Annotated in this window: 20 protein-coding genes and 3 pseudogenes; 13 read left to right on the top strand and 10 right to left on the bottom strand. The window is 62.1% G+C overall.

Annotated features, from left to right (window positions below; genetic code table 11):
• Positions 1-425: 425 nt before the first annotated feature.
• The gene (locus WS87_RS00505) at positions 426-2,579 is read left to right on the top strand and encodes a glycoside hydrolase family 28 protein (protein WP_107938022.1); all 2,154 of its coding nucleotides are present in this window, start codon (positions 426-428) and stop codon (positions 2,577-2,579) included.
• Positions 2,580-2,823: 244 nt separating this feature from the next.
• Here the strand turns inward: WS87_RS00505 and WS87_RS00500 are convergent, their stop codons facing one another.
• The 5 genes and pseudogenes from WS87_RS00500 to WS87_RS00480 form a co-directional block, all read right to left on the bottom strand.
• A complete protein-coding gene (locus WS87_RS00500; protein ID WP_236873167.1) occupies positions 2,824-3,213 on the bottom strand; it encodes a helix-turn-helix transcriptional regulator in 390 nt (129 codons plus the stop codon).
• A gap of 70 nt (positions 3,214-3,283) precedes the next feature.
• Entirely contained in the window at positions 3,284-3,487 is a 204-nt protein-coding gene (locus tag WS87_RS33420) for a hypothetical protein (RefSeq protein ID WP_159085613.1), read from the bottom strand.
• 40 nt (positions 3,488-3,527) lie between these two features.
• Entirely contained in the window at positions 3,528-3,902 is a 375-nt protein-coding gene (locus WS87_RS00495; protein WP_236873166.1) for a tyrosine-type recombinase/integrase, read from the bottom strand.
• A gap of 272 nt (positions 3,903-4,174) precedes the next feature.
• Positions 4,175-5,304 (bottom strand): annotated as a pseudogene (locus WS87_RS00485) (IS3 family transposase).
• Positions 5,305-5,574: 270 nt separating this feature from the next.
• The gene (locus WS87_RS00480; protein ID WP_107938021.1) at positions 5,575-6,309 is read right to left on the bottom strand and encodes a FadR/GntR family transcriptional regulator; all 735 of its coding nucleotides are present in this window, start codon (positions 6,307-6,309) and stop codon (positions 5,575-5,577) included.
• Between the two features lie 199 nt (positions 6,310-6,508).
• On the opposite strand from WS87_RS00480, the gene WS87_RS00475 reads away from it, so the two are divergent.
• The 8 genes from WS87_RS00475 (at position 6,509) to WS87_RS00440 (ending at position 15,740) form a co-directional block, all read left to right on the top strand.
• Positions 6,509-7,663 carry a mandelate racemase family protein gene (locus WS87_RS00475; protein WP_107938020.1) on the top strand — a complete coding sequence of 385 codons (1,155 nt, stop codon included), beginning with the start codon at positions 6,509-6,511 and terminating at the stop codon, positions 7,661-7,663.
• A 206-nt stretch (positions 7,664-7,869) separates the two neighbouring features.
• Positions 7,870-9,060 (top strand): porin, encoded by a 1,191-nt coding sequence (locus WS87_RS00470; RefSeq protein WP_159085612.1) that lies wholly within the window; start codon positions 7,870-7,872, stop codon positions 9,058-9,060.
• 60 nt (positions 9,061-9,120) lie between these two features.
• A complete protein-coding gene (locus tag WS87_RS00465; protein ID WP_107938018.1) occupies positions 9,121-10,917 on the top strand; it encodes a sodium:solute symporter family transporter in 1,797 nt (598 codons plus the stop codon).
• Between the two features lie 70 nt (positions 10,918-10,987).
• A complete protein-coding gene (locus WS87_RS00460; protein WP_107938017.1) occupies positions 10,988-12,142 on the top strand; it encodes an oligogalacturonate lyase family protein in 1,155 nt (384 codons plus the stop codon).
• 36 nt (positions 12,143-12,178) lie between these two features.
• Positions 12,179-13,012: an NAD-dependent epimerase/dehydratase family protein gene (locus WS87_RS00455; RefSeq protein WP_107938016.1), complete on the top strand. Its 834-nt coding sequence runs from the start codon at positions 12,179-12,181 to the stop codon at positions 13,010-13,012.
• A complete protein-coding gene (locus tag WS87_RS00450) occupies positions 13,009-13,950 on the top strand; it encodes an SMP-30/gluconolactonase/LRE family protein (protein WP_107938015.1) in 942 nt (313 codons plus the stop codon). Before WS87_RS00455 ends, WS87_RS00450 begins: the two co-directional genes overlap by 4 nt.
• A gap of 40 nt (positions 13,951-13,990) precedes the next feature.
• Entirely contained in the window at positions 13,991-14,884 is an 894-nt protein-coding gene (locus WS87_RS00445; protein WP_107938014.1) for a 2-hydroxy-3-oxopropionate reductase, read from the top strand.
• 55 nt (positions 14,885-14,939) lie between these two features.
• Positions 14,940-15,740 (top strand): HpcH/HpaI aldolase family protein, encoded by an 801-nt coding sequence (locus tag WS87_RS00440; protein WP_107938013.1) that lies wholly within the window; start codon positions 14,940-14,942, stop codon positions 15,738-15,740.
• Positions 15,741-15,864: 124 nt separating this feature from the next.
• Here WS87_RS00440 and WS87_RS00435 read toward each other — a convergent pair.
• The 4 genes and pseudogenes from WS87_RS00435 to WS87_RS00415 all read right to left on the bottom strand — a co-directional run bounded on the left by WS87_RS00435 (position 15,865) and on the right by WS87_RS00415 (position 21,606).
• Positions 15,865-16,988, bottom strand: a protein-coding gene (locus WS87_RS00435; protein WP_107938004.1) for an IS3-like element ISBvi7 family transposase whose coding sequence is annotated in 2 segments (ribosomal slippage) — positions 15,865-16,727 and positions 16,727-16,988 — 1,125 coding nt in all. Because the reading frame shifts where the segments join, the coding sequence is not laid out codon by codon here.
• Positions 16,989-17,170: 182 nt separating this feature from the next.
• Positions 17,171-17,657, bottom strand: a pseudogene (locus WS87_RS34175) (transposase); the annotation flags it as partial.
• 162 nt (positions 17,658-17,819) lie between these two features.
• On the bottom strand, positions 17,820-19,175 hold the full coding sequence (locus tag WS87_RS00420) for an MFS transporter (RefSeq protein ID WP_107938010.1): 1,356 nt from the start codon (positions 19,173-19,175) through the stop codon (positions 17,820-17,822).
• A gap of 82 nt (positions 19,176-19,257) precedes the next feature.
• The gene (locus WS87_RS00415; protein WP_107938009.1) at positions 19,258-21,606 is read right to left on the bottom strand and encodes a cytochrome P450/oxidoreductase; all 2,349 of its coding nucleotides are present in this window, start codon (positions 21,604-21,606) and stop codon (positions 19,258-19,260) included.
• Positions 21,607-21,719: 113 nt separating this feature from the next.
• On the opposite strand from WS87_RS00415, the gene WS87_RS00410 reads away from it, so the two are divergent.
• The 4 genes from WS87_RS00410 to tnpC all read left to right on the top strand — a co-directional run bounded on the left by WS87_RS00410 (position 21,720) and on the right by tnpC (position 25,124).
• Complete coding sequence (locus WS87_RS00410) at positions 21,720-22,565, top strand: IclR family transcriptional regulator (protein WP_107938008.1); 846 nt, start codon at positions 21,720-21,722, stop codon at positions 22,563-22,565.
• Positions 22,566-22,658: 93 nt separating this feature from the next.
• Complete coding sequence (locus WS87_RS00405) at positions 22,659-23,201, top strand: transposase (RefSeq protein ID WP_059531437.1); 543 nt, start codon at positions 22,659-22,661, stop codon at positions 23,199-23,201.
• A complete protein-coding gene (gene tnpB, locus WS87_RS00400) occupies positions 23,177-23,527 on the top strand; it encodes an IS66 family insertion sequence element accessory protein TnpB (protein WP_059531434.1) in 351 nt (116 codons plus the stop codon). Before WS87_RS00405 ends, tnpB begins: the two co-directional genes overlap by 25 nt.
• Positions 23,528-23,558: 31 nt before the next feature.
• Positions 23,559-25,124 carry an IS66 family transposase gene (gene tnpC, locus WS87_RS00395; protein ID WP_059820731.1) on the top strand — a complete coding sequence of 522 codons (1,566 nt, stop codon included), beginning with the start codon at positions 23,559-23,561 and terminating at the stop codon, positions 25,122-25,124.
• A 118-nt stretch (positions 25,125-25,242) separates the two neighbouring features.
• Here the strand turns inward: tnpC and WS87_RS00390 are convergent.
• Positions 25,243-26,173: pseudogene (locus WS87_RS00390) on the bottom strand (IS701 family transposase); the annotation flags it as partial.
• Between the last annotated feature and the right edge of the window lie 38 nt (positions 26,174-26,211).

Below are 26,211 nucleotides of genomic sequence, written 5' to 3'. Positions count from 1 at the left end.
TACCCCTATAACCACTGCCATCAATTGTTCATGGCAGGAAACGAGGAATCTTGTTCTCCGATTTCACGCCTTTTAGGGAAACGTTTTCCGTAAACGGGTCGACATGCGATGCGGACACCGATGACGCGCTTTCCCGACATCCGACGGTCTTCTTTCGCTTCGCTTGCCGTTGTTATAGGATGACTGATCACGCCGTCCTCACACCGTCGCGATAGCACGAGCATGCGCCGGCCCGCATTCGCGCGACGCGATTCGCGCCCGCGGCGCCGGGCCCGACGCCCGCCGGCGGCCGCGACCGCCCGTTTCGATCTTGCCGGCAACTCGTCTACCACCCGCCCGCTTGCGTCGTGGGACACGCGCCTGCCGAACACCCCGATACCAACCCGGCATCGTCCGCAGGCGATGCCACATCAGGAGATACCGTCATGACAACCCGATTTTCCGGGCCGCACGCACTTCCGCGCGTGCTCGGTCTGTTCGCAGCGCTCGTCGCGACCGCCGCGGCGTTGAGCGCGTGCGGCGGCGGCGATTCGAGCACCGCCAGCAGCGCGGCCGCCACCTCGCCGCCCGCCGCCGCCGTGTTCCAGGTCGGCACGACCACCATCGACGCCGCGTTGCCGGCCGAGCCGGCCCTGCCCGCCGATACGCAGGTCTGCAGCACGCTCGAAGCCGCCAATACGCTCGTGAGCCGCCCCGACGGCTCGCTGCCGCCGGAGGCCGATCCATCGATCGCAGGCGTCGGCAAGGCGGTGTCGAGCGCGACGGCGAACCCCGACCAGGCGCGCATCCAGGCCGCGCTCGACGCATGCGGCGCCATGGTGGACGCCGAGGTCGGCGCCACGATCGCGGCCGCCGACGCATCGGCCACCGCCGCGCAGAAGACGGCGGCCGTGCCGAACGTGAACATCGCCGGTGCGTCCGGCGAGGAGCTGGCCAAGCCCAAGTACCGCGCGAGCAAGTTCGCAGTGCGACTCGTCGTCAACCAGACCGGGGGCGGCAACAGCTTCATCAGCGGGCCGCTGACACTGCCGTCCGGCGTGACGCTATGGATCGACAAGGGTGTGACGCTGTACGCATCGCGCGACGTGAAGGCGTATGCGCCGAACGTCGCCGGGCCGTATTGCGGAAACACGGCCGTCAGCGCAACGAAGGCCGGCAGTTCGTCGAACTGCCTCGCGCTGATCACCGGCACGAATCTCGTGAATTCGGCCGTGGTCGGCGACGGCAGAATCGACGGGCGCGGCTACGCGGAACTCGTGACGTCCGACGCGAAATACCCGCTGATGAAAGTCGACCTCACCTGCTCGAACACCTACGCGGCATACAGGAGCGGCACGGTCGCGCCGGACGGCACCGCATGCGACGACGGCGGCACCGTCGTGGATTCGAAGTCGACCGTGCGCAACATGACGTGGTGGGATCTCGCGTATCTCGGCAACATGGTGCAGAACGGCACGACCGGCTTCGGCTCGCAGTCGAATTTCCGATTGATGGTGTTCAACTACGCGAAGAACCTGACGCTGTACCGCATCACGCTGAACAACAGCCCGAATTTCCACGTGGTGCCGAGCGGCGTCGACGGGCTGACGATCTGGAACGTGAAGGTACAGACGCCGACACTCGCCGCGTTCGCGAACCCGGCCGGTAACGGCAACCCGCTGTACAACGGGCAGACGTTCAACGCGGACAACGTGAAGAACACCGACGCGTTCGATCCGGGCTCCGCATCGAAGCCGACCTCGACGACGCTGTCGACCGGCAGCACGACGACGTCGACCAGTGCGATTTCGTTCGACGGGTATCTGAAGAACTTCGTGTTCGCGTACAACTACGTGAGCACCGGTGACGATGACATCGCGCTGAAGGGCAGCAACAATCCGTCGCCCGCGGGCTCGGGCCTGTTCGGCATCGACGGCAATCGCGACGTGCGTTCGGATCGCAAATGGGGCGTCGCGATCGCGCACAACCACATCTACTGGGGGCACGGAATCTCGATCGGCAGCGAGACCAACGGCGGTGTGACGAATGTTCAGGTGTACGACAATGCGTTCTGGGATTCGGAGGAAGGCTTGCGGATCAAGTCCGACTATGCGCGCGGCGGCGAGGTGAGCAACATCGGCTATTCGAACATCTGCATCCGCGACGCGAAGAACGCGCTGCTGTTCACGCCGTATTACAGCACCAAGGCCGTGCCGGCTACCGGGCCGCTGTATCCGAACTTCCACGACATCTCGCTCGCCAACGTCATGATCTTGGGCGCGGCCGGCGTGAAGCTGCAGGGGTTCGAAGCGAATACCGGCGGGTATGGCGAGCCGGCGTTCCCGCTCGTGATGTCGCTGACCGACGTGGTGGCCGACACGCCCGACGCCATCTCGACGATCGCATCCGATGCGAACCTCACGCTGCGCAACGTGAACCTGCCGGTGTTCGCATCGACCGCGAACCGCGTCGTCGTGAACGGCCAGGCGACGCTCAATGCGCGGCCGGCCAACGTGGTCGACTGCAGCAAGGCGTTCGTCGACTTCCCCGGCATCGACCAGTCGAACCCGTTCGGCTCGACGTGGGCGCCGTCGTTGTAACACGCGGTCGTTCCGTCGCCGTCGCGCGTGCCGCCCGGTGGGCACGCGCGATGCTCACCGCGACATCATGCAATGAAAAACGGAGCCTGCGATGTCGACCACGAAGCCATCAGCGCTCCGTGATCCTTCTACCTCGCTCAATGCCGGCGACTAAGGCCCGGGTCTGCGGCGGGACCGGCAAGATACTGCAAGGAATCGGCGGCGGCTAGGTAAAAATGCAGTCGCAGCGGCGTGCGCTGGCCGCTCAGGTCTGCATGATCCGCGACGTGAGCTGGGCTGCGCGCGCCACGTCCGTTTTCGTGTAGATCGACTTGATCTGCGCGCGGACCGTGCCGCTCGACACGCTGCGCCGCGCCGCGCATTCCTGCGGCGAGTGCCCGTCGCAGCACAGCAGCACCGCGAGCACAGCTGCCGCCGACGACAGCCGGTAAAACACGCGCAAGCGCTGCGCGCGCGCCGACGGCGAACGCAGGTCGACGGCCGTCATCAGCACCGCGACGCTGGGCCGTTCGCGCACGAGGCGTGACTGTTCGGGAACGGGAATCAGCACAAGCGGCAGCGGCTCGCCCGTCGCACGACGCAGCAACAGTCCGCCGCATGCGAATGCATGCCGCCATTGCGGGCGGTCCAACAAGGTAAGCGCTATGCTCTGCAGAGCATAGCGCTTACCTTGTTCGTTCCCGGACACTGCAAAGCGCATTGATTTACGCGACCGCGAGCAGGTCCGCGCACATCAGATGGATCAGGTGCGCCAGCACTACGCGCGGGCCAAACAGCACCCGAGTGGAGTGCGCATCGCCACTATCGAGCTCGTGGTGCTCTAGCCGGTCGGTTTCGTGTTCGAGAAAAAGATCGGCCAGATGCATCGCCCGCCCATAGCTGGAGAGACGAACGATACCGTGACGCATCTGGCCTATTTCTGATCTGTGCACTAGCGAGGCGCGCACTTCACTTCTCACGCGCGCGCCGCGCGTGGTACTTCGCCGCCTCGCCCCGCAACCGCGCCTCTTCCGGCGACACGTAGATCGACGTCGTGCCGAGCGACGCGTGCCCAAGCGTGCGCTGCACGACCTCGAGCGCGACGCCGACGGCCAGCATCTGCGTGCCGACCGTATGCCGGAACGTGTGCGGCGGCGTGCCGGCCAGCTTGGGCCGTTCGGCCTCAGACAGATCCGGCATCTGCTCGCGCAGCTGCTCGATCGCCGACTGCGCGAGGCCGCACGCGCCGCGCACCGAATACCCGCGGGCTGGCGTGCCAGCGGCCGCAGTCGCAGCATCGAGCCTTGTCTGACGACCAACGGCCGCCTCCGTATCTGCCACCACGGATCGCGCATCGATACGGCGACTCGAGCAGGCGAGCACTCACGACGTAGGGAGCCTCATAGCCCCAGCGGCGGCACGCAGTTTCCAATTGCTGATGCGCGCCGGACAGGTATTGAATTTCAGCATTTAGTGCCCCACGCTATGGTAGCCGCGCGCAATGCAGCTTCGGCAGTGACGCAACAGCGGGTTGTATTGGCGCCGCTGACTCGGCTGTAGCTGCCCGATCTCGAGCGACGCATAGGGGTGAGGCTAGCCCAATTTCCGTCCCAGTCTTAGCTGGAAAATTCCGGCTCTTCGGGGTGGGCCGAACCGGCCCGATCGTTGCACTGGCGGGCGAATTCCGCCGGTGTCATCCACTGCAGCGCAGAGTGAGGACGCGCCTCGTTATAGTACTCGCGCCAGACTTCGATTTTGCGTCTGGCGTCTTCAAGCGACAAGAACCAGTGTGCGTTGAGGCACTCCTCCCGAAAGCGCCCGTTGAAGGATTCGTTCTTCGCATTGTCGGTCGGCTTGCCAGGACGCGAGAAGTCAATCTCCATGCCATTTTCGTACGCCCATTTGTCGAGCGCCTTCGAAATGAACTCGCTGCCGTTGTCTGCCTTGATATAGCGGGGAAGCGGACGATGATGCGCGAGCCGAGCCAGCGCGGCGACAACGTCTTCGCCATGCAACGAATCATCGACTTCGATCGCCAAGCATTCCCGCGTGTAGTTGTCCACGATCGTAAGCGTGCGCTAGCGTCGACCATCAAACAGCGCGTCAGCAACGAAGTCCATACTCCAGATTTCGTTGATTGCGCTTACTGACTGCTTCGGCTGGCGGCGGCGAGCCGATTTGTTTCGCCGGGGTCGCTTATGGCGCAACGAAAGGCCCAGTTCGCGATACACGCGTTCTACTCTCTTGTGGTTGTCTCTCCAGCCTTCCCGGCGAAGCATAACGTACACGCGCGGCGCACCGTAATGCACCCGCACTTCCGTGATCTCCTTGATGCGCATTTCCAGTGCGCTTTGATCCCGCGCGACTGACTCGTATCGGTAGACCGTGCGGGATAGCTGCAACAACGCGCAGGTCTGCCGCTGACTTGCGCCGAAACGTTGCATCAAGTCCGTGACAAGCTCACGGTGCCGGGAAGGCGTCAGAGCCTTTTTGACAGCACGTCCTGCAGCATGGCCTTGTCCAGCGACAGATCGGTCACTAGCCGCTTGAGCTTCGCGTTCTCTTCCTCAAGTTGCTTCAGCCGACGCAGCTCCGACGGCGACAGCCCACCGTACTTCATCCGCCAGCTGTAAAACGTCGCGTCGCTGATTCCCATCTTGCGGCAGACCTCCGCGACTGGCGTGCCCTGCTCGGCCTGCTTCAACGCATAGGCGATCTGTTCTTCGGTGAACTTGCTCTTCCTCACGGCATGACCTCCTGGTCTCGATGACCATGCCGAAATTTTCCAGTTCCAAGTGGGACAGTTTTGCGGGCTAGGGTCACGGGGCCGCCTTCCGCTTCGCTGGCGAATGGCAGACTAACTCATTGTCTTGTTGCAGCAATTATTTAGGGCCGCAATAAAAAGCCTTGCCAGGCTTAAAGGCCCTTAACCGGAAAAACGCATAGAAATCAAATGCACCCCACACTACTTGGCCGGGTGCCATCCTCCGCGACACCACTCGGGACGCTTTCGCCCTCATCGGTCGGAGTATTGTGCGCCACGCACTTTCGCTTCCAGCAGCCGTGCTCGGCTGTTGGACAAATGAATTTGCATCGCCGCGCGCGCAGCACCGACATCGCCACGCCGGATGGCCTCGAAAATGTTCGCGTGTTCACCACTCACCCGCATCGCGTAATTCGCCGGGCCGAGACGGGGACGCGGTGCGAACGCAGGATCGAGCTGCGACAGCACGTCGACAAAGAACGGGTTCCCCGTTGCGCGAGCAATCTCAATATGAAACTGGAAATCGTACGGCGCGGCATCGTCGCCGGCCTCCGCATGCCGGTCGAGCGCTTCGAGCGCTTGTCCAATTGCATCGATGTCTTGGCGCGATGCTCGCTGCGCCGCAAGCCCCGCACTCTCCGTTTCAATACACATTCGCAGTTCGAGAATCGACAGCACGTCGCGACGTGTCTGAGTCTCCACAGGCGGCAATTCAACGGCCGGCGGTCGGCATGCATCGTCAAGCACATAGCTGCCAATGCCCTGACGCGTTTCCACCATCCCGGACATCCGAAGCCGCTGGATCGCTTCGCGAACAACGGCCCGACTCACTTCCTGCGTGCGCATAAGTTCCGATTCCGTCGGCAGCAAGTCGCCGGGCTTGAGTGAACCAGTGCGAATCTGCCCGCTGAGCAGATCGAAGATGCCTTCGGCGCGACGGCGTGAACGCCGCGAAGCCGGCGGAGCCTTCAGGGCAGAGTTGATCATGATATATTATCAGTCATCTGATGACTGACAGTAGATAACAAGTGAAGTATACCTCTGCAGACGGCGTCGCGAGAAACATTTGCTCTCCGGTCGCATCAAATGCGGCCCACGCCAAGCCGGCTCCATTGTCCGCAACTTCGCGACCGCATGCGCGAGCCATCTTCCGCGCCCCCACCCACCTTTCCATGGAAACGCTCACATGAAGATCAACCGCATCATTCGTACCGTCTTTACCTTTCCGACGCGCCGCGTCGTCGACAGCGGTGGCCATTCGCACCCGGGCGGCGAACGGCAGGCGACGATGGCCCTACTAACCATCGAGACCGATGACGGCCTTGCCGGTCATGCATTCGGCGCCCCCGACGTGATCCGGGGAACGCTCGTCGAACACCACATCAGCCCGGTGCTCGTCGGGCGCCACCCGTTCCAGCGCGAACGCATCTGGCAAGATCTCGCGCATCGTCAACGCGGCAGCGCCGGGCAGCTAACCGATCGGGCGCTCGCGATCGTGGACCAGGCGCTGTGGGACCTAGCCGGACGGGCGCTGTCGACGCCCGTGTACCAGCTCATCGGCGGATACCGCGACAAGGTCCCGGCCTACGGCAGCACGATGTGCGGCGACGAACTGTCCGGCGGTCTCGCCACACCAAACGACTATGCACGCTTCGCGGAGCAGCTCGTCGCGCGCGGCTATCGTGCGATCAAGCTGCACACATGGATGCCACCCGTCGCATTCGCGCCGGATCCGCAGATGGACATCCGCGCGTGTGCAGCAGTGCGCGAAGCGGTCGGCCCCGACATTGCGCTGATGCTCGACGGCTATCACTGGTACTCCCGCTCCGATGCACTGCGTATCGGCCGCGCGCTCGAGAAGCTCGATTTCACGTGGTTCGAGGAGATGATGGACGAGCAAAGCATGGACTCGTATCGCTGGCTCGCGCAGCAACTCGACATTCCGATCGTCGGCCCCGAATCGATGGCTGGCAAGCATTACACACGGGCGGACTGGATCGCGGCCGGCGCATGCGACATCCTGCGGGCCGGCGTCTCGGGTGTCGGCGGTATTACGCCGACACTAAAAGCGGTCCATGTGGCCGAATCGTTCGGAATGAACTGCGAGATTCACGGCAACGGCGCCGCCAATCTCGCGGTGACCGCCTCGACCGCGAACTGTCGATGGTACGAGCGCGGCCTGCTGCATCCGTTCCTCGACTACGACACGCCGCCCGCATATCTTCGCAGCCTCCCCGATCCGATGGATGCGGACGGCAACGTCCACCTGTCACAGGCACCCGGCCTCGGCGAAGACATCGACTTCGATTACATCGCCGCGCACACCGTCGAACGCGGCTGATCCGCAGCCCCTTTTCGAATCCTTCCGACCGCTGCGAGGGTTTACCTCCACTTGATGGTTTTGTCGTGCCGCTGATATTGTTCGTCATCAGTTGTACGATGACTAATAAATAAGAGCCATCCTCATCGATGGCCAGCGCCTCTCGCAAGGTATGTACGCAAGCGTTAGCCGGGAACGCTTGCGCCACTTTCAGGATTGGATTCGGAATGTCGACGAAAAAACATGCACGTGCCCTCGTTACGACCTGGGTGGGCTTTATCGCCGCAGCGAGCTGTTCCGGCTCGCTGCACGCTCAAACCGCGCCCGTGGATTTCTCCGGCTGGACAGACAAGGCCTATCAGGCGCCGCGCAGCGATGGCGTCCAGCTCTACGGTCGCTTCATCAATTCGATCGATTACGTGACGGGCGGCGGCAACCCGCCGAGCGAACGGATGGCCAACTACGGATCGGCGTGGGGTTTCCGCGGCACGGAGACGCTGACCTCCGATCTGAAAGCCGTATTCCAGGCCGAAAGCGCGTTGAGCACGAACGACGGCACCGGCACGTTCGGTGCGCGCGAAACCTTCGTCGGCTTGTCCAGCAAGACGTTCGGCACGCTGCGGATGGGGCGCTTTCAGGCGCCGTACGACCGCCACGGCGTCTTCGGCGACGCACTCGCCGAAACCCAGGGTCTCGGCATCACGACCGTACTGTGGTCGAACTGCGGCATCGCGATGAAAGGCACCGCCGGCTATACGAAGGCGCAGGGTTGTTTCGACATCAAATATCCGGATTCGATTCGCTACGACTCGCCAAATTTCGGTCCGTTCTTCGGCGCGGTCCAGTACTACGCTTACAACCAGGACATCAACAACCAGGGTCTGGGCGGTGCACACGTATGGTCGGGCTCGATCAACTACGTGAGCGGGCGCCTGCAGGCTGCGATCGGCTTCGAGGGCGACTACGGCGTGCTCGGGCCGGGACAGGACAGTTACGCGGCCGAAATCACCGCCGGATACCAGGTGACTCAGAACATCTACTTCGGTGGCATCGTGCAGCAGCTCAACTACGAAGTGGATGCGCAAAAGCACAACATCCGGCAGAACATGCTCGGCCTTGTCGCCCGCTATACGCCGGGCCCGTGGGGCTTCGAATTCAACTACGGGATCGCGGGCAGCGGTTACGGCAGCGCGCCGGCCGGCTCCGCAGTCGGCTCGGTCAAGAAAGGCCCCGGCACGGGCGCGCAGCACTTCGTGCTGACGGCCCGCTACAACTTCTCGAAACGGACTGCGCTATACGGCCAGCTCGTGGAGGTCAAGAACGCGGCGAACGGAATCTACAGCATCAAGCCAGCCGGCGCGCGGCAACCCGGCGAATCCGAGCACGGCGTATCGCTCGGGATCATTCACTACTTCTGATCCGGCTCCCGGCGCGTCCCCCTATTTACTTCCGGCATCAGCTATCGCGGAACCCGAAGCATGGACATCAACATTCTCGTCGTAATCGCCTACATCGGCTTTCTGATTGCCATCACCCTGTCGTTCCGTTCGTTCAACCGGAACACGAGCGACTACTTCAGCGGCGGCGGCAAGGTGCTCTGGTGGATGGTCGGCGCCACCGCGTTCATGACGCAGTTCTCCGCGTGGACCTTCACCGGCGCGGCGTCGAAAGCGTTCAACGACGGCTTCGCGATCGTCGTGCTGTATCTCGCGAACGCGGTCGGCTATCTGACGAACTACCTGTATTTCGCGCCCCGCTTCCGGCAGATGCGCGTAGTCACCGCGACCGAAGCGCTGCGCTCGCGCTTCGGTCGCACAAGCGAACAGAGCTTCGTCTGGATCAGCATGCTCGACGGATTGCTGTCGGCCGGACAGTGGCTGAACGGCCTCGCGATCATCACGGGCGCCGTGTTTCACTTGCCGGTCGGCACCGTGATCGTCGCCACCGGGCTCGTCGTGATCGCGATGGCGCTCGCCGGTGGCGCATGGGTGATGGTCGCATCGGACTATCTGCAGATGCTGATCGTGATGGCCGTCACGTTCACGTGTGCGATCGTAGCGCTCGGCAACGCAGGCGGCATCACGCCGATCGTCGACAGCTTTCACGATTCGTTCTGGATAGGCCACGGCTACGCCTATGCCGGCCTCTTCGCGCTATGGGTCGTGATGATCGTCGTGAAGCAGATCTTCATGATGAACAACGGCCTCAACTCATATCGCTACATCTGCGCGAAAGACAGCCAGCACGCACGCAAGGGCGCTCTTCTCACCTGCGTGCTCAGCATCGTCGGGCCGCTCATCTGGTTCGTGCCCGCGTGGTTCATGCATTACAGGATGCCTGATTTCGCCAGCGATTTCGGCATGCTTGGCCACGATGCGCGCGAAGCCGTATTCGTTGCATTCGTGTCGAAATTCATGCCGGCCGGCATGCTGGGCCTGTTGATGGCCGCCATGTTCGCGGCGTCGATGTCCGCGATGGACGCAGGCATCAACCGCAACGCCGGCTTCTTCGTGCGCAATTTCTATCGCACCGTGCTGCGCCCGCAAGCGACCGAAAAGGAACTGATGGTCGCGTCGAAGTTTGCGTCGCTCGTCTTCGGGTTGCTCGTCGTCGGTGTGGGCATTGTGATCAATTCGGTGCACGGTATGACGCTGTTCGACATCCTCGTCACGCTGAGTGCGATGGTCACCTTTCCTCTTGCGGTGCCGGCGATGCTTGGCTTCGTCGTACGTAAGACGCCGGACTGGTCGGGCTGGGCAACCCTGCTGGTCGGCCTGGTCGTTTCGTACATATTCGGGATGCTGATCGGCCAGACGACAATCGAGTCGTGGTTCGGCCTGAAGCTGAGCGGCCGCGAATGGGCTGACCTGCGCGTTTCGATCGTGCTACTCGCACACGTCGTGATCACTGGCGGCTTTTTCGTGTCGACACGCTTGTTCTACTCCGAGACCGGGCAACAGCGTGCGGCCGAACGGGCCGACCTGTTCCGGTGCTGGGACACACCCGTCGAATCAGACGACTCCGATGAGGCCGACGATGCCCGCGAACGTCGCCAGCGCGGCCTGCTCGGTCGGCTCGTCTGCCTCGCCGCGCTCGGCATTATGGCGCTCTCGCTGCTGCCGAATGCACTGCACGGTCGCATTGTATTCCTGATCTGTGGCGCGATTCTCCTCCTGCCCGGTGCGGGGCTAGTCCATTCGGCCGACAGACGCTCCGGCCGTCGTACGCAACGCGCGGCCGACAATAAAGACTCGATCACGCAATCGCACACCTGACCATCCATCCGACCTACTCGACGTGACAGCGAGGCATGCGCACTGGGTCGTCACCCAGCAAGGACAAATCATGAGCAAAGGCCAGACCCTGCATTTCGTCTACGACGAATACGCCGACCCGCAAACCAGAATGGTCGTGACGCGCCTCACGCCGCCCGATGTGACGTGCCACCGCAATTACTTCTATCAGAAGTGCTTCAGCAACGACGGCACGCGGCTGCTGTTCGGCGGCGGTTTCGACGGCCACTGGAACTATTACCTGCTCGACCTGCCGACTGGTGTCGCGACGCAGCTGACGGAGGGGGCGGGCGACAACACGTTCGGCGGCTTCCTGTCGCCGGACGACCGTCACCTGTACTACGTAAAAGGCGATCGCCGGATGATGCGGCTCGATCTCGAGACGCTAGACGAATCAATCGTCTACGAAGTGCCGGGCGACTACGTCGGCTACGGCACCTGGGTCGCAAACTCCGCCTGCGATAAGGTCGTCGGCATCGAGATCGCAGCGAGCGACTACGAGCCGCTCACCAACTGGCACAAGTTCAAGGAGTTCTACTATCGCCGCCCCCGTTGCCGGCTGTTGAGCATCGACCTGCGCGACGGCGCCCGGACCGTCGTCCACGAGGCGAACCAGTGGCTCGGTCATCCGATCTACCGTCCGTTCGACGACAACACGGTGGCGTTCTGTCATGAGGGGCCGCATGACATCGTCGAGACCCGGATGTGGCTCGTCGACGAGGACGGTTCCGATCTACGCAAAGTACACGAGCATGCCGACGGGGAAAGCTGCACGCACGAATTCTGGGTGCCCGACGGCAGCCGCATGATCTATGTGTCGTACCGCCGTGGCGACCCGAGACGCTACATTCGCGGTTTCAATCCCAAAGACGGCACGGACACCGAACTGATGCAGATGCCGCCCTGCTCGCATCTGATGAGCAACTTCGACGGCTCGCTGCTCGTCGGCGATGGCTGCGGCACGCCCGTCGACGTGAACGACGTCGGCGCGCATGAAATCGACGACGACCCTTACCTCTACCTGTTCGAGCCAACGACCGGAACGACGAAGCGCATTGCCGCGCACCACACGTCGTGGGCCGTGCTGGACGGCAACCGGCAGGTCACGCACCCACATCCGTCCTTTACCCCGGACAGCCGCCGCGTGCTGTTCACATCTGATCGCGACGGCAAGCCGGCGCTCTATCTCGCCGACGTTCCGCGCTGAGCGCGACGTTTCTTCCAATATCAATCAGGAAACCGAATGAACCAGTCGACCGACACTGCCTCCCCGCCCTTTCACCGAATCCTGTTGACCGGCGCGAGCGGCAACCTGGGCCGCCAGATCCGCACGCAATTGCGCCGATGGGCCCGGATCGTACGCGTGACCGACATCGTCGACCCCGGCGAGCCGGCTGCCAGCGAGGAAGTCGTCGTCGACGATCTCGCCGACCGCGCCGCCGTCGACGCGCTGCTCGACGACGTCGATGCGGTCGTCCATCTCGGCGGCATCTCGGTCGAAGCGCCGTTCGCTGACCTGCTCGAAGCGAACATCCGCGGCACTTATCACCTGTACGCCGCCGCGCAGAAGGCCGGCGTACGGCGCATCGTCTATGCAAGCTCGAACCACGTCACGGGCTACTACCCCGTCACGCAGGTCGTCGATACCGAGATGCCTGTACGCCCGGACTGCCTGTACGGCGTGACGAAGTGCTTCGGCGAAGCGCTATCGCGCTATTACTTCGACCGATTCGGGCTCGAAACCGTATGCCTGCGGATCGGCTCGAGCTTCGATGCGCCGCGCAACGCGCGCATGCTGAATACGTTCCTCAGCTACCGCGATTTCCTCGAGCTCGTGCGCTGCGCGCTCTTCACGCCGCGCGTCGGCCATTCGATCATCTACGGCGTGTCGGACAACCGCGTCACGTGGTGGGACAACCGCAAGGCTGCCCATCTCGGCTTCCGTCCGGCCGACAGCTCGATTCCGTTCGAACGCGATTTTCCGGCGAGTGCACCCGACATCGACCCGGCCGACCCCACGCGGGTGTGCCAAGGCGGCCCGTTCGTGCTGAGCGGTCCGATGGAGGATCCGCGATGACGCCACCGATCGAGCGACTGTCCGTCGAATTCGCCGACGGTGGCGACACCTGCGTCACCACCGTCGGCGAAAGCCCGGTATGGCACGCGGAGGAAGCCGCGCTCTATTGGGTCGACATTCCGGCGCGGACGATCCTGCGCATCGATCCGGTAACCGGCGTCCGACACCGGTGGACCGTTCCGGAGCAGATTGGCTGCATCGCCCCGGCCGGCCCGGGACGCCTGATCGCCGGCCTCGAAAGCGGGATCTTCGAAATCGAGTTCGATATCTCGGCCCCGGTTCCGGTCGTCGGCCGCACGATCGCCCGGCGTCTCGCAGCGCCTGACTTCGCACGCCCAGGCATGCGCTTCAACGATGGACGTTGCGACCGGCAAGGGCGCTTCTGGGCCGGCACGATGGTGCAGGACGTGACTGCCGCGAACCCGGCCGGTGGCCTGCATCGATACACCTCGGCGGACGGGTTGCGCGGCCCATTCGTCGCCGGCCTCATCGTACAAAACGGGCTCGCCTGGTCGCCGGACGGTCGGACGATGTACCTGTCCGATTCGCATGCGTCGCGCAGGGTGATCTGGGCATTTGACTACGACGTCGACGATGGTCAGCCAAGCTGCCAGCGTGTATTCGCCAACCTGCACGACCATGCGGGTCGACCTGACGGGGCGGCCGTCGACGAGTCGGGCTGCTACTGGACCTGCGCGAACGATGCGGGCTTGCTATTGAGATTCTCGCCCGATGGCCGGCTCGACCGGGCGATCGCGCTGCCGTTCGCGAAGCCCGCGATGTGCGCGTTCGGCGGTGTCGGCCTCGACACGCTTTTCGTCACGTCGATCCGACTTCCCGGCTGCGCGCCCGATGCACCGGACGGCCGCCTCGTCGCGTTGCGCCCCGGCGTGCGCGGCTGCCGAAGCCACGGTTCGACGACACGCGCGATGTGTTGAACGCTTTCCCCCTCCCCGCTTTCTCCAGATAGGAACAATCATGAGCAAAATCGGCTTCATCGGCCTCGGCATCATGGGCACCCCCATGGCCGCCAACCTCATCCGCGGCGGTCATACGCTGTTTCTGCACACACACGGGACGGTCCCTGTCGAGCTCGTCGAGACCGGCGGCATCGTGTGTGCGAATGGCAAGGACGTGGCGCGCCAGGCAGACGTCATCATCGTGATGGTGCCCGACACGCCGCACGTCGAAGCGGCGCTGTTCGGTAACGACGGCATTGCGCAGGGCCTCGAGGCAGGCAAGCTCGTAATCGACATGAGTTCGATCTCGCCGCTTGCAACGAAGGAGTTCGCCACACGCATCCGCGCGCTCGGCTGCGAGTACATCGATGCTCCGGTCTCCGGCGGCGAAGTCGGCGCACGCGACGCGACGCTGTCAATCATGGCCGGCGGCAACACAGACGCGTTCGCACGCGCGAAACCGCTGTTCGAACTGATGGGCAAGAACATTACGCTCGTCGGTGGCAACGGCGACGGCCAAACCGCGAAGGTCGCGAACCAGATCATCGTCGCACTGAACATCGAGGCAGTTGCCGAAGCATTGCTATTCGCCGCGAAGGCCGGCGCGGATCCGGCTAGAGTGCGCGATGCGCTGATGGGCGGTTTCGCGTCGTCGCGCGTGCTCGAGGTACACGGCGAACGCATGGTCAAGCGCACCTTCGCGCCCGGATTCAGGATCGCACTGCATCAAAAGGACCTCGGCCTCGCGCTGTCGAATGCGCGGCAGCTCGGCATGAGCTTGCCGAACACCGCGACGACGCAGGAGCTTTTCAATGTCTGCGTTGCGCAAGGCGGCGGCGCATGGGATCACTCGGCACTCGTCCGGGCACTCGAAGTGATGGCCGGCGGGAATCCGATCTCCGCAACCGACTGACTTGCATCAAACGCCGGCAAAGTGGTCGGCAGCACCTTTATCGGAGCAACGAACCATGCGTGAGAACCGAATTCGCCAGATCTGGCATCAAGGCGGTGCAGTCGTTAACGGCTGGCTAACCATTCCGAGCGCATTTTCTGCGGAGGCAATGGCGCATCAGGGCTGGGATGCACTGACCGTCGATCTGCAGCACGGCGTTATCGATTACCAGACCGCGATCGCCATGTTCGCGGCCATTTCCACAACGGATACCGTGCCGATGGCCCGCGTACCATGGAATGACCCCGGCATTCTAATGAAGGTGCTCGATGCCGGTGCGTACGGTGTCATCTGCCCGATGGTCAACACGGCCGACGAAGCACGGAGACTGGTCGCGGCAACGCGCTATCCGCCGCTCGGTCAGCGCAGCCTCGGACCGATCCGAGCCCAGCTCTATGCCGGCGCGGACTATCCAACGCATGCGAACGACACCGTCGTCGTGCTCGCGCAAATAGAAACTGCCGAAGCACTCGGCAATCTCGATGCGATCCTCGCTGTCGACGGACTCGACGGTGTGTACGTCGGCCCGGCCGACCTGTCACTGTCGCTCGGCTGCCGGCCGACATTCGATGATGTCGACCCGTCGGTTGTCGAGGCCATCGCACAGATTCGCACGGCCGCGCACGCTGCCGGCAAAGTCGTCTGCATCCATAACGGCAGCGCCGAGTTCGCGACGCAGCGGATCAGTCAGGGTTTCGACCTCGTTACGGTTAGCTCGGACGTTCGGCTGATCATAGCTGGCGCGAAAGCAATTATGCACGAGATTTTTCGTCGGGATCGCCTTATGGCAGATCACAGTACCGCGCAAACATACTAGTGTTATGAGTTACAAATTCATCGAATAATGTACTGCCTGTGACCTGCCCCCTGCAAACACGGCCAGCCGGAGTCTAGTAAAGTTCGTTTTTGAACGGTCCCGGTTTTCAGTGCCAAAGGCAATGTTAGTCTTCGGCGTTCTGTTGGTCCGTCAGTTGGGCCTGCAGGCCCAACTGACGGACGTATTCGGCAGGCGGCACTTCACCGAGAGCCCTGTGAGGCCGACTCTCGTTGTATTCGACCCGCCATCGCTCAATCTGCTCCCTGGCGTCGGCCAGCGATGTGAACCAGTGCACGTTCAGGCATTCATCGCGAAGCGTGCCGTTGAACGACTCCACGAATGCGTTATCCGTTGGCTTGCCGGGCCGGCTGAAGGCAATCTCGACCTTGTGATGGTAAGCCCACAGGTCCATCACCTGACTCGTAAATTCCGAGCCGTTGTCACAAAACAGCGTGCGGGGCGCTCCGCGTTTGCTCCTCAATTCATCCAGTGCACGCACGACATCTGAAGCGCTCAGTCGCTGGCCAACATCGATGGCTAGTGCTTCGCGCGTAAAGACGTCGATGATGGTTAGCGCGCGGAACCTCTGGCCGTTCGAAAGCTGGTCGGCGACGAAGTCCAAACTCCACGCCTGATTTGCCGCCGTCGACTTTGCACGTGCCGGGCGGCTCATCTGTGCACGTCGCTTGCGATTTGGTCTGTAGCGCAGCGACAGCCCTTCCTCACGATACAAACGGTACAGCCGATTCTTGCTGACCTGATAGCCCTCCCGTAGCAGCAGCACGCGTATCTTGCGGTAACCATAGCGCACCCGCGTCGCCGCGATTTCACACATGCGCTGCCGCAATGCAGTCTGCGGGTCGCGGTGGCTGCGATACTGGTACACCGAGCGCGATATGGCCACCAGGCGGCAGGCACGCCGCTCTGCTACTCCATAGGCGGACTTTAGATAATCCACGACATGGCGCCTCGGCGATGAATTCACCACTTTTTTTTCAATACGTCGGTCAGCATCGCCTTGTCCAACGTCAGCTCCGCGACCACCTTCTTCAGTTGGACGTTCTCGTCTTGAAGCTGCTTGAGCTGCCGCACCTGGTCCGTCTGCAAACCGGCATATACCTTCTTCCAGCGATAGAAGGTTTGCTCCGAAATGCCCACGTGACGAATCAGTTCCGCTACCGGCATGCCTGCTTCGGCCTGTTTCAACACCGCCACAATCTGCTCCACACTGAAGCGCTTGCGTTTCATCGTACGGCTCCTTTCATACTGAAAAAGTCCGCCGAAAACTCGCTTACATCATGGCACTGTTTGCTGGGGGCCGCTCATTATCGATGCCCACCGCTCAGGCTGAGCAAAACACTACGCTAGCAGTATTAGTGAACATTGCTAGCACTCCTTTGGGCACGGCTAGCATTGATTGCGAACTCCTACAGCAGGCGGGCCAGCATCCGCGCGCCGGCGAACGGAAACTCCATGTGCAATTCGTCGATCCGTCGCATCAGCAGTTGATCCGCTTCGCTCACCGGCTGCTGCCGGTAATACACGCTCGATCTCGCCACGCCGACGAGACGTGCCTGCTGCGCAATCGGCAAAGCATGCTTACGGTCGATCATTTCTTTGTGCTCCGCAATCCCGCTTTAGTGAGCGCGCTTTCTAAAAATTGTTATCCAGCGTCAACTGGCCGATCTTCGCGTGCAGCGTCTTCAGGTCCACCGGCGGTTCGCTCGGTGCCGCGCCCGCCGTGCCAAACACGTCGGCCGCACGCTCCTGCAACTGCCGCTTCCATTCCGTGATCTGGTTCGGATGCACATCGTATTGCTGTGCCAGTTCCGCCAGCGTGCGCTCGCCCTTGACTGCCGCCAGCGCCACTTTCGCTTTGAACGCCGCTGAGTGCATCCGTCTGGTTCTCTTCGTCATTTCCTCGGTTCCTATCCAGCATTATCGCTGGCTCAGGCCCCGGGCGCTCCACTTAGCCGACTGTCCGAATTCGCGCAGCCACCTCTAGACGGCGTGGCCGATATCACGCTCGCAAATGAATTATTCGCCCTGTTTCCAACTAGGTGGCCAGAGCCTGCCGATTTAATGTAACGCGCCTGCTGCCTCTCTCGTTCCCGCGCGGCCACGAATCGAAAGCTGGATCGCGAATACGCCCGCCAGCGAAACGCATGCGGGCACGGCCGCTGCCACAAAAAGCGATGCCGACGACCATTGCAGTTGCATCAGCGCGCCGCCGAGCACAGGACCGACAACCGATCCGATTCGCCCGATCCCTAGGCTCCAGCCGATGCCGGTCGATCGCAAAGCCGTTGGGTAGTAGGTGGCGGCAAGCGCATTGAGTGCGGGCTGCCCGCCGATGATAAAGAAGCCGGTGAGGAAAATCGACAGGAACAACGCACTGACCGAGGCAAGCACCGTCGCATTTCCAATAGCGGCGATCGTCACGATGGCAAGCATGAAGGTCGTGATAAGGACGCGCGTGAAGCCGACGCGATCGATGATGCGGCCCAGCGCGAGCGTGCCAACCACGCCGCCCCCCCAAAGCGCAGTACCCGCATAGACTGCAGTCGAAGTTGTATAGCCCGCTTCGCGCACCACGGTCGGCAGCCAGTTCGACAGAAAATACATGACAAGCAGATTGGCAAAATTAACGACCCACAAAAGTAACGTCACGCGCGCTCTTCCGTCCTTGAACAATTCTACGAACGGCATGCCGCGCGGTTTCTCTTCCGTGACTTCGAACACGTGACCTGCAGGAATGTCCATGCCCGGTGCGATCCGCGCAAGGCTCCGACGAATACGTTCAGCGTCGCTCTTGCGGAAAACCAGGAACTGAATCGATTCCGGCAGCGTCAGCCACATCAGCATGCCCAGCACAAACGGAATCGCACCGCCGACGAAAAACACCGCGCGCCAGCCGAAATGCGGGATCAACGACGCCGTGATGAGGCCGCCTATGACACCGCCGATCGTGAAGCCACATGACACGATCATCATAAGTGTCACGCGCATCCGCCGCGGACTGTATTCGCCAGCGAGTGCCATCGCGTTTGGCATGATGCAGCCAAGCCCCAGCCCAGCAATAAAGCGCCAGCCGATCAGTTCAGCAATCGAATGCGAAAAACCCGTCGCGAACATGCAGATAGAGAAGAAGAACGTGGCCGTAATCAGCACAGGGCGGCGTCCGACGCGATCCGCAAGCGTGCTGAAAGCGAGCGAACCGACCAGCATACCGAACAGCCCGGCGCCAAACACTGGCGACAATGTCTCCTTGGCAATGCCCCACTCGCGGATCACGACTGGCGCGACGTAGCCCATCGCCTGCACGTCGAAGCCGTCCATAACAAGGCATAACGCGCAGAGCGACACCATCATCAACTGGTAGATGCCGAATCGACCGTCGTTGATTAACTCGCTGACATTAAGTTTATTGCTCATGGATGTCTCCTGGTAATCCGGCCGCTCTTGTTCACGAACTGTTCGTTCTGGCGGCTCGGCGGTAGATGCAAAAGAAATATGTTCAAAGCTCCAGCACAAGCTTGCTCCCGGCTGCGCGGGAGCAGCAGGTCATCACGCGGGTATTGGATTGCCGTTCGCCTTTGGTCAGCACCACGTCCCGATGATCGACTTCGCCGGCGAGTACGCGAACTTCGCACGACCCGCACAATCCTTCTTCGCAATCGCTCTGCACATCGACGTTCGCCTTGCGCAGGGCCTGGAGCAGTGTCTGATCGGCCGCCACCATGACGACGAGTCCAGAATCCTTCAACTCGACTTCGAACGCGTGTTCATTAGCGGGATTGAGCGCGCCAAGTTTCGATTCAAAATGCTCGGCTTTTAGCGCGTCGTCGGGCCACGCGGCACTCGCTTCCTGCAGTGCGTCGAGCATGCGAACTGGTCCGCATGCATAGACCTGCGTGCCTTCTTCCACGTTCAGTGCAGTGAAATTGTTACGCGTTCCTTCGTCCGAAACGTACACGCGAACCCTTTCACCATGAAGCTCGGCAAGCTCTGGCAGCAAAGCCATCGAGGCTCGCGTGCGCCCGCTAAAATGAACTTCATAGTCGAGGCCAAGCGCTCTTGCGCGACGTGCCATCGCGCTGATCGGCGTGATGCCGATTCCGCCAGCGATCAAAATCAGTTTCTTCGCCGATTCGTCGAGACGGAAATGATTGCGTGGTCCGCGAATCCGCAACTGCGCGCCGACCTTAACGTTTTCGTGCATCCACGCCGAACCGCCGCGGCTTTGCGCCTCCCTGAGCACGGCGATTTCAAATGAGGTGGTGTCGTCGGGATCGCCGCACAGCGAGTACTGGCGAGAGATACCCGTCGTACCGCATTCAACGTCGACGTGCGAGCCCGCGGTCCAACGCGGTAGCGGCCGCCCATCGGGCGACGCCAACCTGACGCGAACGATATCGTGCGTATCGCGCAATACCGACGTGACCACAACCGGACGGCTGATCGCGTGCGCCGACGGTTCGCCGATCCGTACCGTGCCGCGCGATTCGAGCACGGCGGGATTGCTGCGCTCCGGATTTATCGCCGGATCCCATTCGACTAGCAGGTGCTCAGGGCCACGGAACGAAGTGTTCGGCACATAGGTAAAACGCTGGGCGGCAAGCCGCATGTGCGGCAGGCGCCGCGCAAACTCCTCGAGGAATATCTGCATCTCCATGCGCGCGAGGTTCTTTCCCATGCACTGATGCGAACCGTAGCCGAACGTCAGCTGGTCGCTGGCGTTCTCGCGGCGAATGTCGAACTGATCGGCATCGGCAAACTGGTGTTCGTCGTGATTCGCCGACGAGGTGACGATCAGCAGCTTGGAACCCGCCGCGATATCGACACCACCGACAACCGTGTCGCGCGTGGCAACGCGCCGCCACGCCGCGACAGAGCCGTTATGCCGCAGACATTCCTCCACGGCATTCGGAATGAGGCTTGGGTCTTCGCAGATGTCGCGCCATGCCCGTGGATGCTCGAGCAGCAGCTTCACCGCGTTCGCCGTGGCGTTCGCGGTGGTTTCGTGCGCGGCGACGATACCGGCCATCATCATCGAATGCAGGTACGAGTCGGTCACGACCTCCGGCACTTCCTTCTGCTTGCGAATGCCGTATTGCATCCAGCCCGCAGCGTCCGGGTTCTGTCGCATCTTGTCGAGCACCTTGCCCGCGAACTGCCAGAACTTGCCAACCGCATGCGCGACTTCGACCTGCTCTTCGGGTTTAGGCCGCCCCCAGATATTGACCGTGTGCGCGATCGAGTATTCGCGCAATGTGTCCATGTCTTCTTCCGGCACACCGAGAAAATGCAGCGCGACGGTCAACGGGACTTCCCAAAGCATCTGGTCGACGAGGTCCGCCTTGCCGTCATCGATGAAGCGGTCGACGTATTCCCGCGCCAGACGCCGCACCATCGGCTCGTGATGCTTAAGTGCCGCGGGCGTAAACGGATCCATCAGCGCGCGCCGGCGAGGCATGTGCGCCGGTTCGTCCTCATTCACCAGCGTGCGGTTCATCGCGTAGCCATACGAGGCCAGCACACCATTCGCTTCAGGGCCGGTCGGCGTGATCTTTTCGAGCGCGATCGAAGGACTAAACGTAATGTTGTCGCGGAAGATCGCCTTGATGTCGTCGTAACGGGTAACGACCCAATAGCCGAGTTTCGGGCTATAGAACACCGGTTCTTGCTCGCGTGCCCAGCGCACGTATTCCGGCGGATCCTGCTGGTAGCCGTCTTCGAATGGATCGAATTCTGTGGCCCGTTGGCTGACAGGGCAACCGGACCCCGCGCGTACCACGTTGGTTGATGCGCCACCGTTGCTAAAAGGACAGGCGGAGGCACGCTCCGTTGAAATCGTCTTGCTCATCCGGTTCTCCCGAGATAAACGTATTTTGCGTAACTATAATACGCTTTGCGTAAATTGATGTCGGGGTTTACGAGATAACTTGGTGAGAACACGCGCCCCGCTAAAATGCAGCCATGAAAAAGAACTCAGCTATCACTTCAGCCGTTGCGACCACTGCGGACGCGCCGAAACGCGAACGCCGTCAGCGCGTTCAATCCGCGGAGACCGCTGTGGTCTTGTTGAAAGGCTTGGCCACTCTAGGAGGCCGGGCGTCGCTGACAGCGCTTGCAGCCTCCGTGGAGGAAAGTCCGGCGAAGGTGCATCGCTATCTAGTCAGCCTGATGGAGGAATCTCTGGTCGCACAGGAGCCGCTCACGCAGCTGTACGTATTGGGAACGGAATGCCTCACGATCGGACTCGCCGCAATGCGGCTGGTCGACCCAATACGGGTGGCCGAGCCGTCCCTGGTGAGGCTTAGGGAAAGTCTTGAGGTCACCTCTTTCGTCGCGGTGATGGGCAACCGGGGGCCGACGATCGTGCGTTTCGAAGAGCCTGGTCTGCCGGTAACTGTCAACGTCCGAGTGGGGTCGGTCATGTCGATGCTGTGGTCCGCAACTGGTCGGGTCTTTCTGGGGCTGCTGGATGAGTCCCACGTCCGTGCAATAGCGGAAGCCGAACTGGCGCAGGCTCCAGACGACCTACGGGGCCAGCTCGACGCCAACGACCCTATCGGGCGACTCAGAGCGGAGGTTCAGGCCTCGCAGTGCGCAACGGTGAAAGACACCAACCTTAAAGGAATCAGCGCGGTCGCTGCGCCCCTGTTTGACTTCAATGGCCGGCTGTGCGGAACGCTGACGGCGCTGGGCGCAACAGGAGGATTCGATTCGGCGATCGACGGGCCGGTCGCCGCGGCCGTGTGCCGCGAGGCACAAGCCATCAGCACCAGACTGGGCTATGTCGCGGGAACACCGGCTGCGTAGAGGACATATATATCCCAACCATTAGTCTTACTGTGTCAATAAATCGTAAGCCGTCAATAAACGACGCCCTACCAATGGTAGGCAGAAGGTCAGATGCTAAGTGTCCGCGTGGACACATGCACTCAGACCGTGATGACAGAGAAACAGGACCTTCGAAGCAGACTGGTGGTTGGCCGCAGACGGGATGGCCGGCGGGAATTTGATGAAGATGCCGTGCGGGAGCTGGTCGAGTTTTGCCTGAGGCCGGGGGTATCGATCGCCCGGGCGGCCATGGACCATGACGTTAATCCGAACCAGTTGCGTCGCTGGATCTCGCGCCATCAGCAGCATACGCTGCAAACCCCGACGAGGCCGGACCCGCTGGTGATCGACGGCGTATCGATCGACATTCCGGGCACTGCACATCGGGTTCCAATGAGTGAAGCGCGAGCATTCGTTCCTGTCGTCACGACTGCGTCGACTGTGCCTGCCGCTTCCCCAGTATTGCCACCAGCCCCGTCGTTGATGGCGCTCTCGTTACATGTGCGCTTGTCCAATGGTGTCGAATTCGATCTCGGCGAGGCGAGTGTCGATGAGCTGGCCACGGTGATCCAGATGCTCGGGAGGCTGCCGTGTTCCGGTTCGACGAAGGGCTGAAGGTCTACCTGCATCGCGATCCCGTCGACTTCCGCATGGGCATCAACGGGCTGTCGATCCTGGTCGAACAGGCGATGCGCCTGAACTCAATGACCTCGGCGCTGTTCGTCTTCGGCAACCGCCGTCGTGATCGAGTCAAGATCCTCGGCTGGGGCGGCAACGGCTTCTGGTTGCTGCTCAAGCGACTCGAAGCCGACCGCTTCGTCTGGCCGAACGGCGGCGACACGATCACGCTCAGCACTGAGCAGTTGCACTGGCTGCTCGACGGCATCGACCTGGCCGTGATCCAGAAGCATCCCCAGCGATATTACGCGCGGATGAGCTGAACACTACGCAGATGGCATGGTCTAATCGGCCATGCCGAATAGCCCCGTCATGTTGAGCGCGGAGGAATACGAAGCGCTGATTGCCGCGAGCGCCGAACGCGACGCGCTGCGCGGTGAGCTTCGACTCGTGACGGCCCAGCGCGATCTGGCCGAAGAGAAGCTGCGGGCCTACAAGCACGAACTGTTCGGTGCCTCTAGCGAGGCGCGCCATGCCGACCAACTCGGCCTGTTCAACGAAGCTGAAGCATTGGCCACCACTACCGATGCGCCCGCGCGCGAGGACGCGCCCGGCACGTCTGTCGCCGCCCACACGCGAGGCAAGCGCGGACGCAAACCACTCGATCCGAACTTGCCGCGCGAGGTCGTGCGGCACGAACTACCCGAGTCTGAACGATTCTGCGCGCATGATGGCCAGGCTCTCGTCGAGATCGGCGTCGAGACGAGCGAACAGCTTGACGTGATTCCCGAGCAGGTCCGCGTCGTTCAGCACCAGCGCGTCAAGTACGCGTGCCCGTGCTGTGATCTCGGCATCAAGGTCACGCCGGCGCCAGCGCGTATCATCCCGCGCGGGTTGCTCACGGAATCCGCGCTGGCGTGGATCATCACTGGCAAGTACCAGTACGGTATGCCACTGTATCGCCAAGCCACGCTGCTGCGTCGCTTCGGCGGCGACATCTCGTCCAACACGCTGGCCGCCAGCGTGGTGCGGGTGGGACTGGCCACGCAGCCGGTGATCAACCTGATGCGCGACGCGCTGCTCGAGTCGGACCTGATCTACGGCGACGAGACAACGTTCCAGGTGCTGAAGGAACCGGGACGAAGGCCGCAGGCGAAGAGTTACCTGTGGGCGCAGGTCAACGGCTCGGGGCCACCAGTACGGATGTTCTCGTACTCGCCGGGGCGCGGCGCCCAGCATGCGCAGAAGCTCTATGCTGGCGTGCAGCCTGGCACCGTGCTGATGACTGACGGGTACGAGCTCTACAACGGAATCGCCCACGATCACCAGCTCGTGCATCTCGGATGCTGGGCACACGTGCGCCGCAGCTTCATCAAGGCCGAGGAGTCGGTGCCGAAGGCGGCACGCTCGCCGGATCTGCTGGCCACGCGCTTCGTCGTGCTGATCGGCAAGCTGTTCGCGGCCGAGGTGCGCAGCGCGAAGTGGAAGTCTGAACGTCGGCAACGACTGCGCGCTCGGTACAGCGCCCGCGTGCTCGCCATCATCGAGCGCATGCTGGTTGAGCATCTGCCGGGCGTCGTGCCGTCGAGTCTGCTCGGCAAGGCATTGCAGTACATGAGCGGACAGTGGCCCAAGCTGGTCCGATACGTCGGTAACGGCAACTGGCCGATCTCGAACAACCTGTGCGAGAACGCGATCCGGCCGTTCGTCGTCGGCCGCAAGGGCTGGCTGTTCTCCGATACTGTCGCTGGCGCGCAGGCCAGCGCCAACCTGTACTCCCTCGTCGAGACGTGCAAGGCGAACGGCGTCGAGCCGTATCGCTATCTGGTCTGGCTGTTCACCAGGTTGCCGCTCGCCGCAACCGCCGACGACTATGCCGCCCTCATGCCATGGAGCATGCCTGCCACTCCCAACCTCTGATGGGCGTCGTTAAAAGACCGCATACAATAAATCAGCATTGGAAGCTGAACAAAACGGACATCGCTGGAGCCGGCGCGCGATGTAGGCAGCGATACGTCAGCGCAGCGTGGTGATGGAATCAGCCACGTGGCGCTGCGCGTGCTGGGGACCCGCGTGGCACGTAATCCGAGGGTAAGGCAAATGGATTGCGGATCGCGGAGTTTTTTTCTGCCGCCTTGTATAAGGCGTTGAGCAACAAGAAACCCATAGGCAGCAATGCACAATGATGCATGGTGGTGGAATCCACGCCAGCCACGTCCTTCGAAGTGTCCCAGGCCGAATTCCTGCTTGAGATCCTGATAGTCCCGCTCGATACGCCAGCGCATCTTGGCGACGTGAACCAGACGTTCGAGTGTCGTGTCTAGGGGCAGTGTCGAAAGCCAATATTTGAGCGGCTCCGGATCACCTTCGGGCCATTCGATCAGCAGCCATTCCTCATCGCGCAGTGTGGAACGCCAGTAATCGCGGTGTGAAGCACGCACACGCACGGCGACAAAGCGCGAACTGAGTGCGGTACACGTACCTTCACGCCATATCACCGTGCGATAGTGCGAGGCATCGAGCATCAAGGCCAGATCTTTGACGCCGATCGGCTCATGCCCAGGCGCGCGCCATAATAAGCTGCGTGGCCGGCCCGACTTCCCCGCGGAGGGCATGGGCGGCAGAGGAGCCGTACCCGGCGCCCATACGCGTGTGTTCGAGCGAATGCCTACTGCATACTGCAATCCGAGCTCGCTGACGGCCTCGCGAAACGAGGTGTCGTCTCCATACCTAGCATCGGTCAGAACGACACCGTCGGGCGCGCCGCTTTGCCGAGCTTCGCGCAACTGTCCGGCCGCAATCTCCGGTTTGGTTGCAAACTCAATTTGCTCGGGCACGCCGGCTTTCTGTCGTCGCTCGGGATCGTCGCTCCATTCATGCGGCAGATACAGCCGATACGACACCGGCAAGCTTGCCTCTGCCGTCGCCACCGACAGGCTCACCGCCATCTGGCAGTTGTCCTGCTTGCCCTTAGTGAACATTGCTAGCGCTCCTTTGGGCACGGCTA

This window comes from Burkholderia sp. MSMB0856 (genome assembly GCF_001524645.2).
Taxonomy (GTDB): Bacteria; Pseudomonadota; Gammaproteobacteria; order Burkholderiales; family Burkholderiaceae; genus Burkholderia; species Burkholderia diffusa.
This window is presented reverse-complemented; position numbering and strand designations above follow the sequence as displayed.

What these genes read in the sequence shown, in the direction of transcription:
- WS87_RS00505 (WP_107938022.1), top strand. Translation starts at nt 426, where the DNA reads ATGACAACCCGATTTTCCGGGCCGCACGCACTTCCGCGCGTGCTCGGT.
- WS87_RS33420 (WP_159085613.1), bottom strand. Translation starts at nt 3,487, where the DNA reads ATGCGTCACGGTATCGTTCGTCTCTCCAGCTATGGGCGGGCGATGCAT.
- WS87_RS00480 (WP_107938021.1), bottom strand. Translation starts at nt 6,309, where the DNA reads ATGATCAACTCTGCCCTGAAGGCTCCGCCGGCTTCGCGGCGTTCACGC.
- WS87_RS00475 (WP_107938020.1), top strand. Translation starts at nt 6,509, where the DNA reads ATGAAGATCAACCGCATCATTCGTACCGTCTTTACCTTTCCGACGCGC.
- WS87_RS00470 (WP_159085612.1), top strand. Translation starts at nt 7,870, where the DNA reads ATGTCGACGAAAAAACATGCACGTGCCCTCGTTACGACCTGGGTGGGC.
- WS87_RS00465 (WP_107938018.1), top strand. Translation starts at nt 9,121, where the DNA reads ATGGACATCAACATTCTCGTCGTAATCGCCTACATCGGCTTTCTGATT.
- WS87_RS00460 (WP_107938017.1), top strand. Translation starts at nt 10,988, where the DNA reads ATGAGCAAAGGCCAGACCCTGCATTTCGTCTACGACGAATACGCCGAC.
- WS87_RS00455 (WP_107938016.1), top strand. Translation starts at nt 12,179, where the DNA reads ATGAACCAGTCGACCGACACTGCCTCCCCGCCCTTTCACCGAATCCTG.
- WS87_RS00450 (WP_107938015.1), top strand. Translation starts at nt 13,009, where the DNA reads ATGACGCCACCGATCGAGCGACTGTCCGTCGAATTCGCCGACGGTGGC.
- WS87_RS00445 (WP_107938014.1), top strand. Translation starts at nt 13,991, where the DNA reads ATGAGCAAAATCGGCTTCATCGGCCTCGGCATCATGGGCACCCCCATG.
- WS87_RS00440 (WP_107938013.1), top strand. Translation starts at nt 14,940, where the DNA reads ATGCGTGAGAACCGAATTCGCCAGATCTGGCATCAAGGCGGTGCAGTC.
- WS87_RS00420 (WP_107938010.1), bottom strand. Translation starts at nt 19,175, where the DNA reads ATGAGCAATAAACTTAATGTCAGCGAGTTAATCAACGACGGTCGATTC.
- WS87_RS00415 (WP_107938009.1), bottom strand. Translation starts at nt 21,606, where the DNA reads ATGAGCAAGACGATTTCAACGGAGCGTGCCTCCGCCTGTCCTTTTAGC.
- WS87_RS00410 (WP_107938008.1), top strand. Translation starts at nt 21,720, where the DNA reads ATGAAAAAGAACTCAGCTATCACTTCAGCCGTTGCGACCACTGCGGAC.
- WS87_RS00405 (WP_059531437.1), top strand. Translation starts at nt 22,659, where the DNA reads ATGCTAAGTGTCCGCGTGGACACATGCACTCAGACCGTGATGACAGAG.
- tnpC (WP_059820731.1), top strand. Translation starts at nt 23,559, where the DNA reads ATGCCGAATAGCCCCGTCATGTTGAGCGCGGAGGAATACGAAGCGCTG.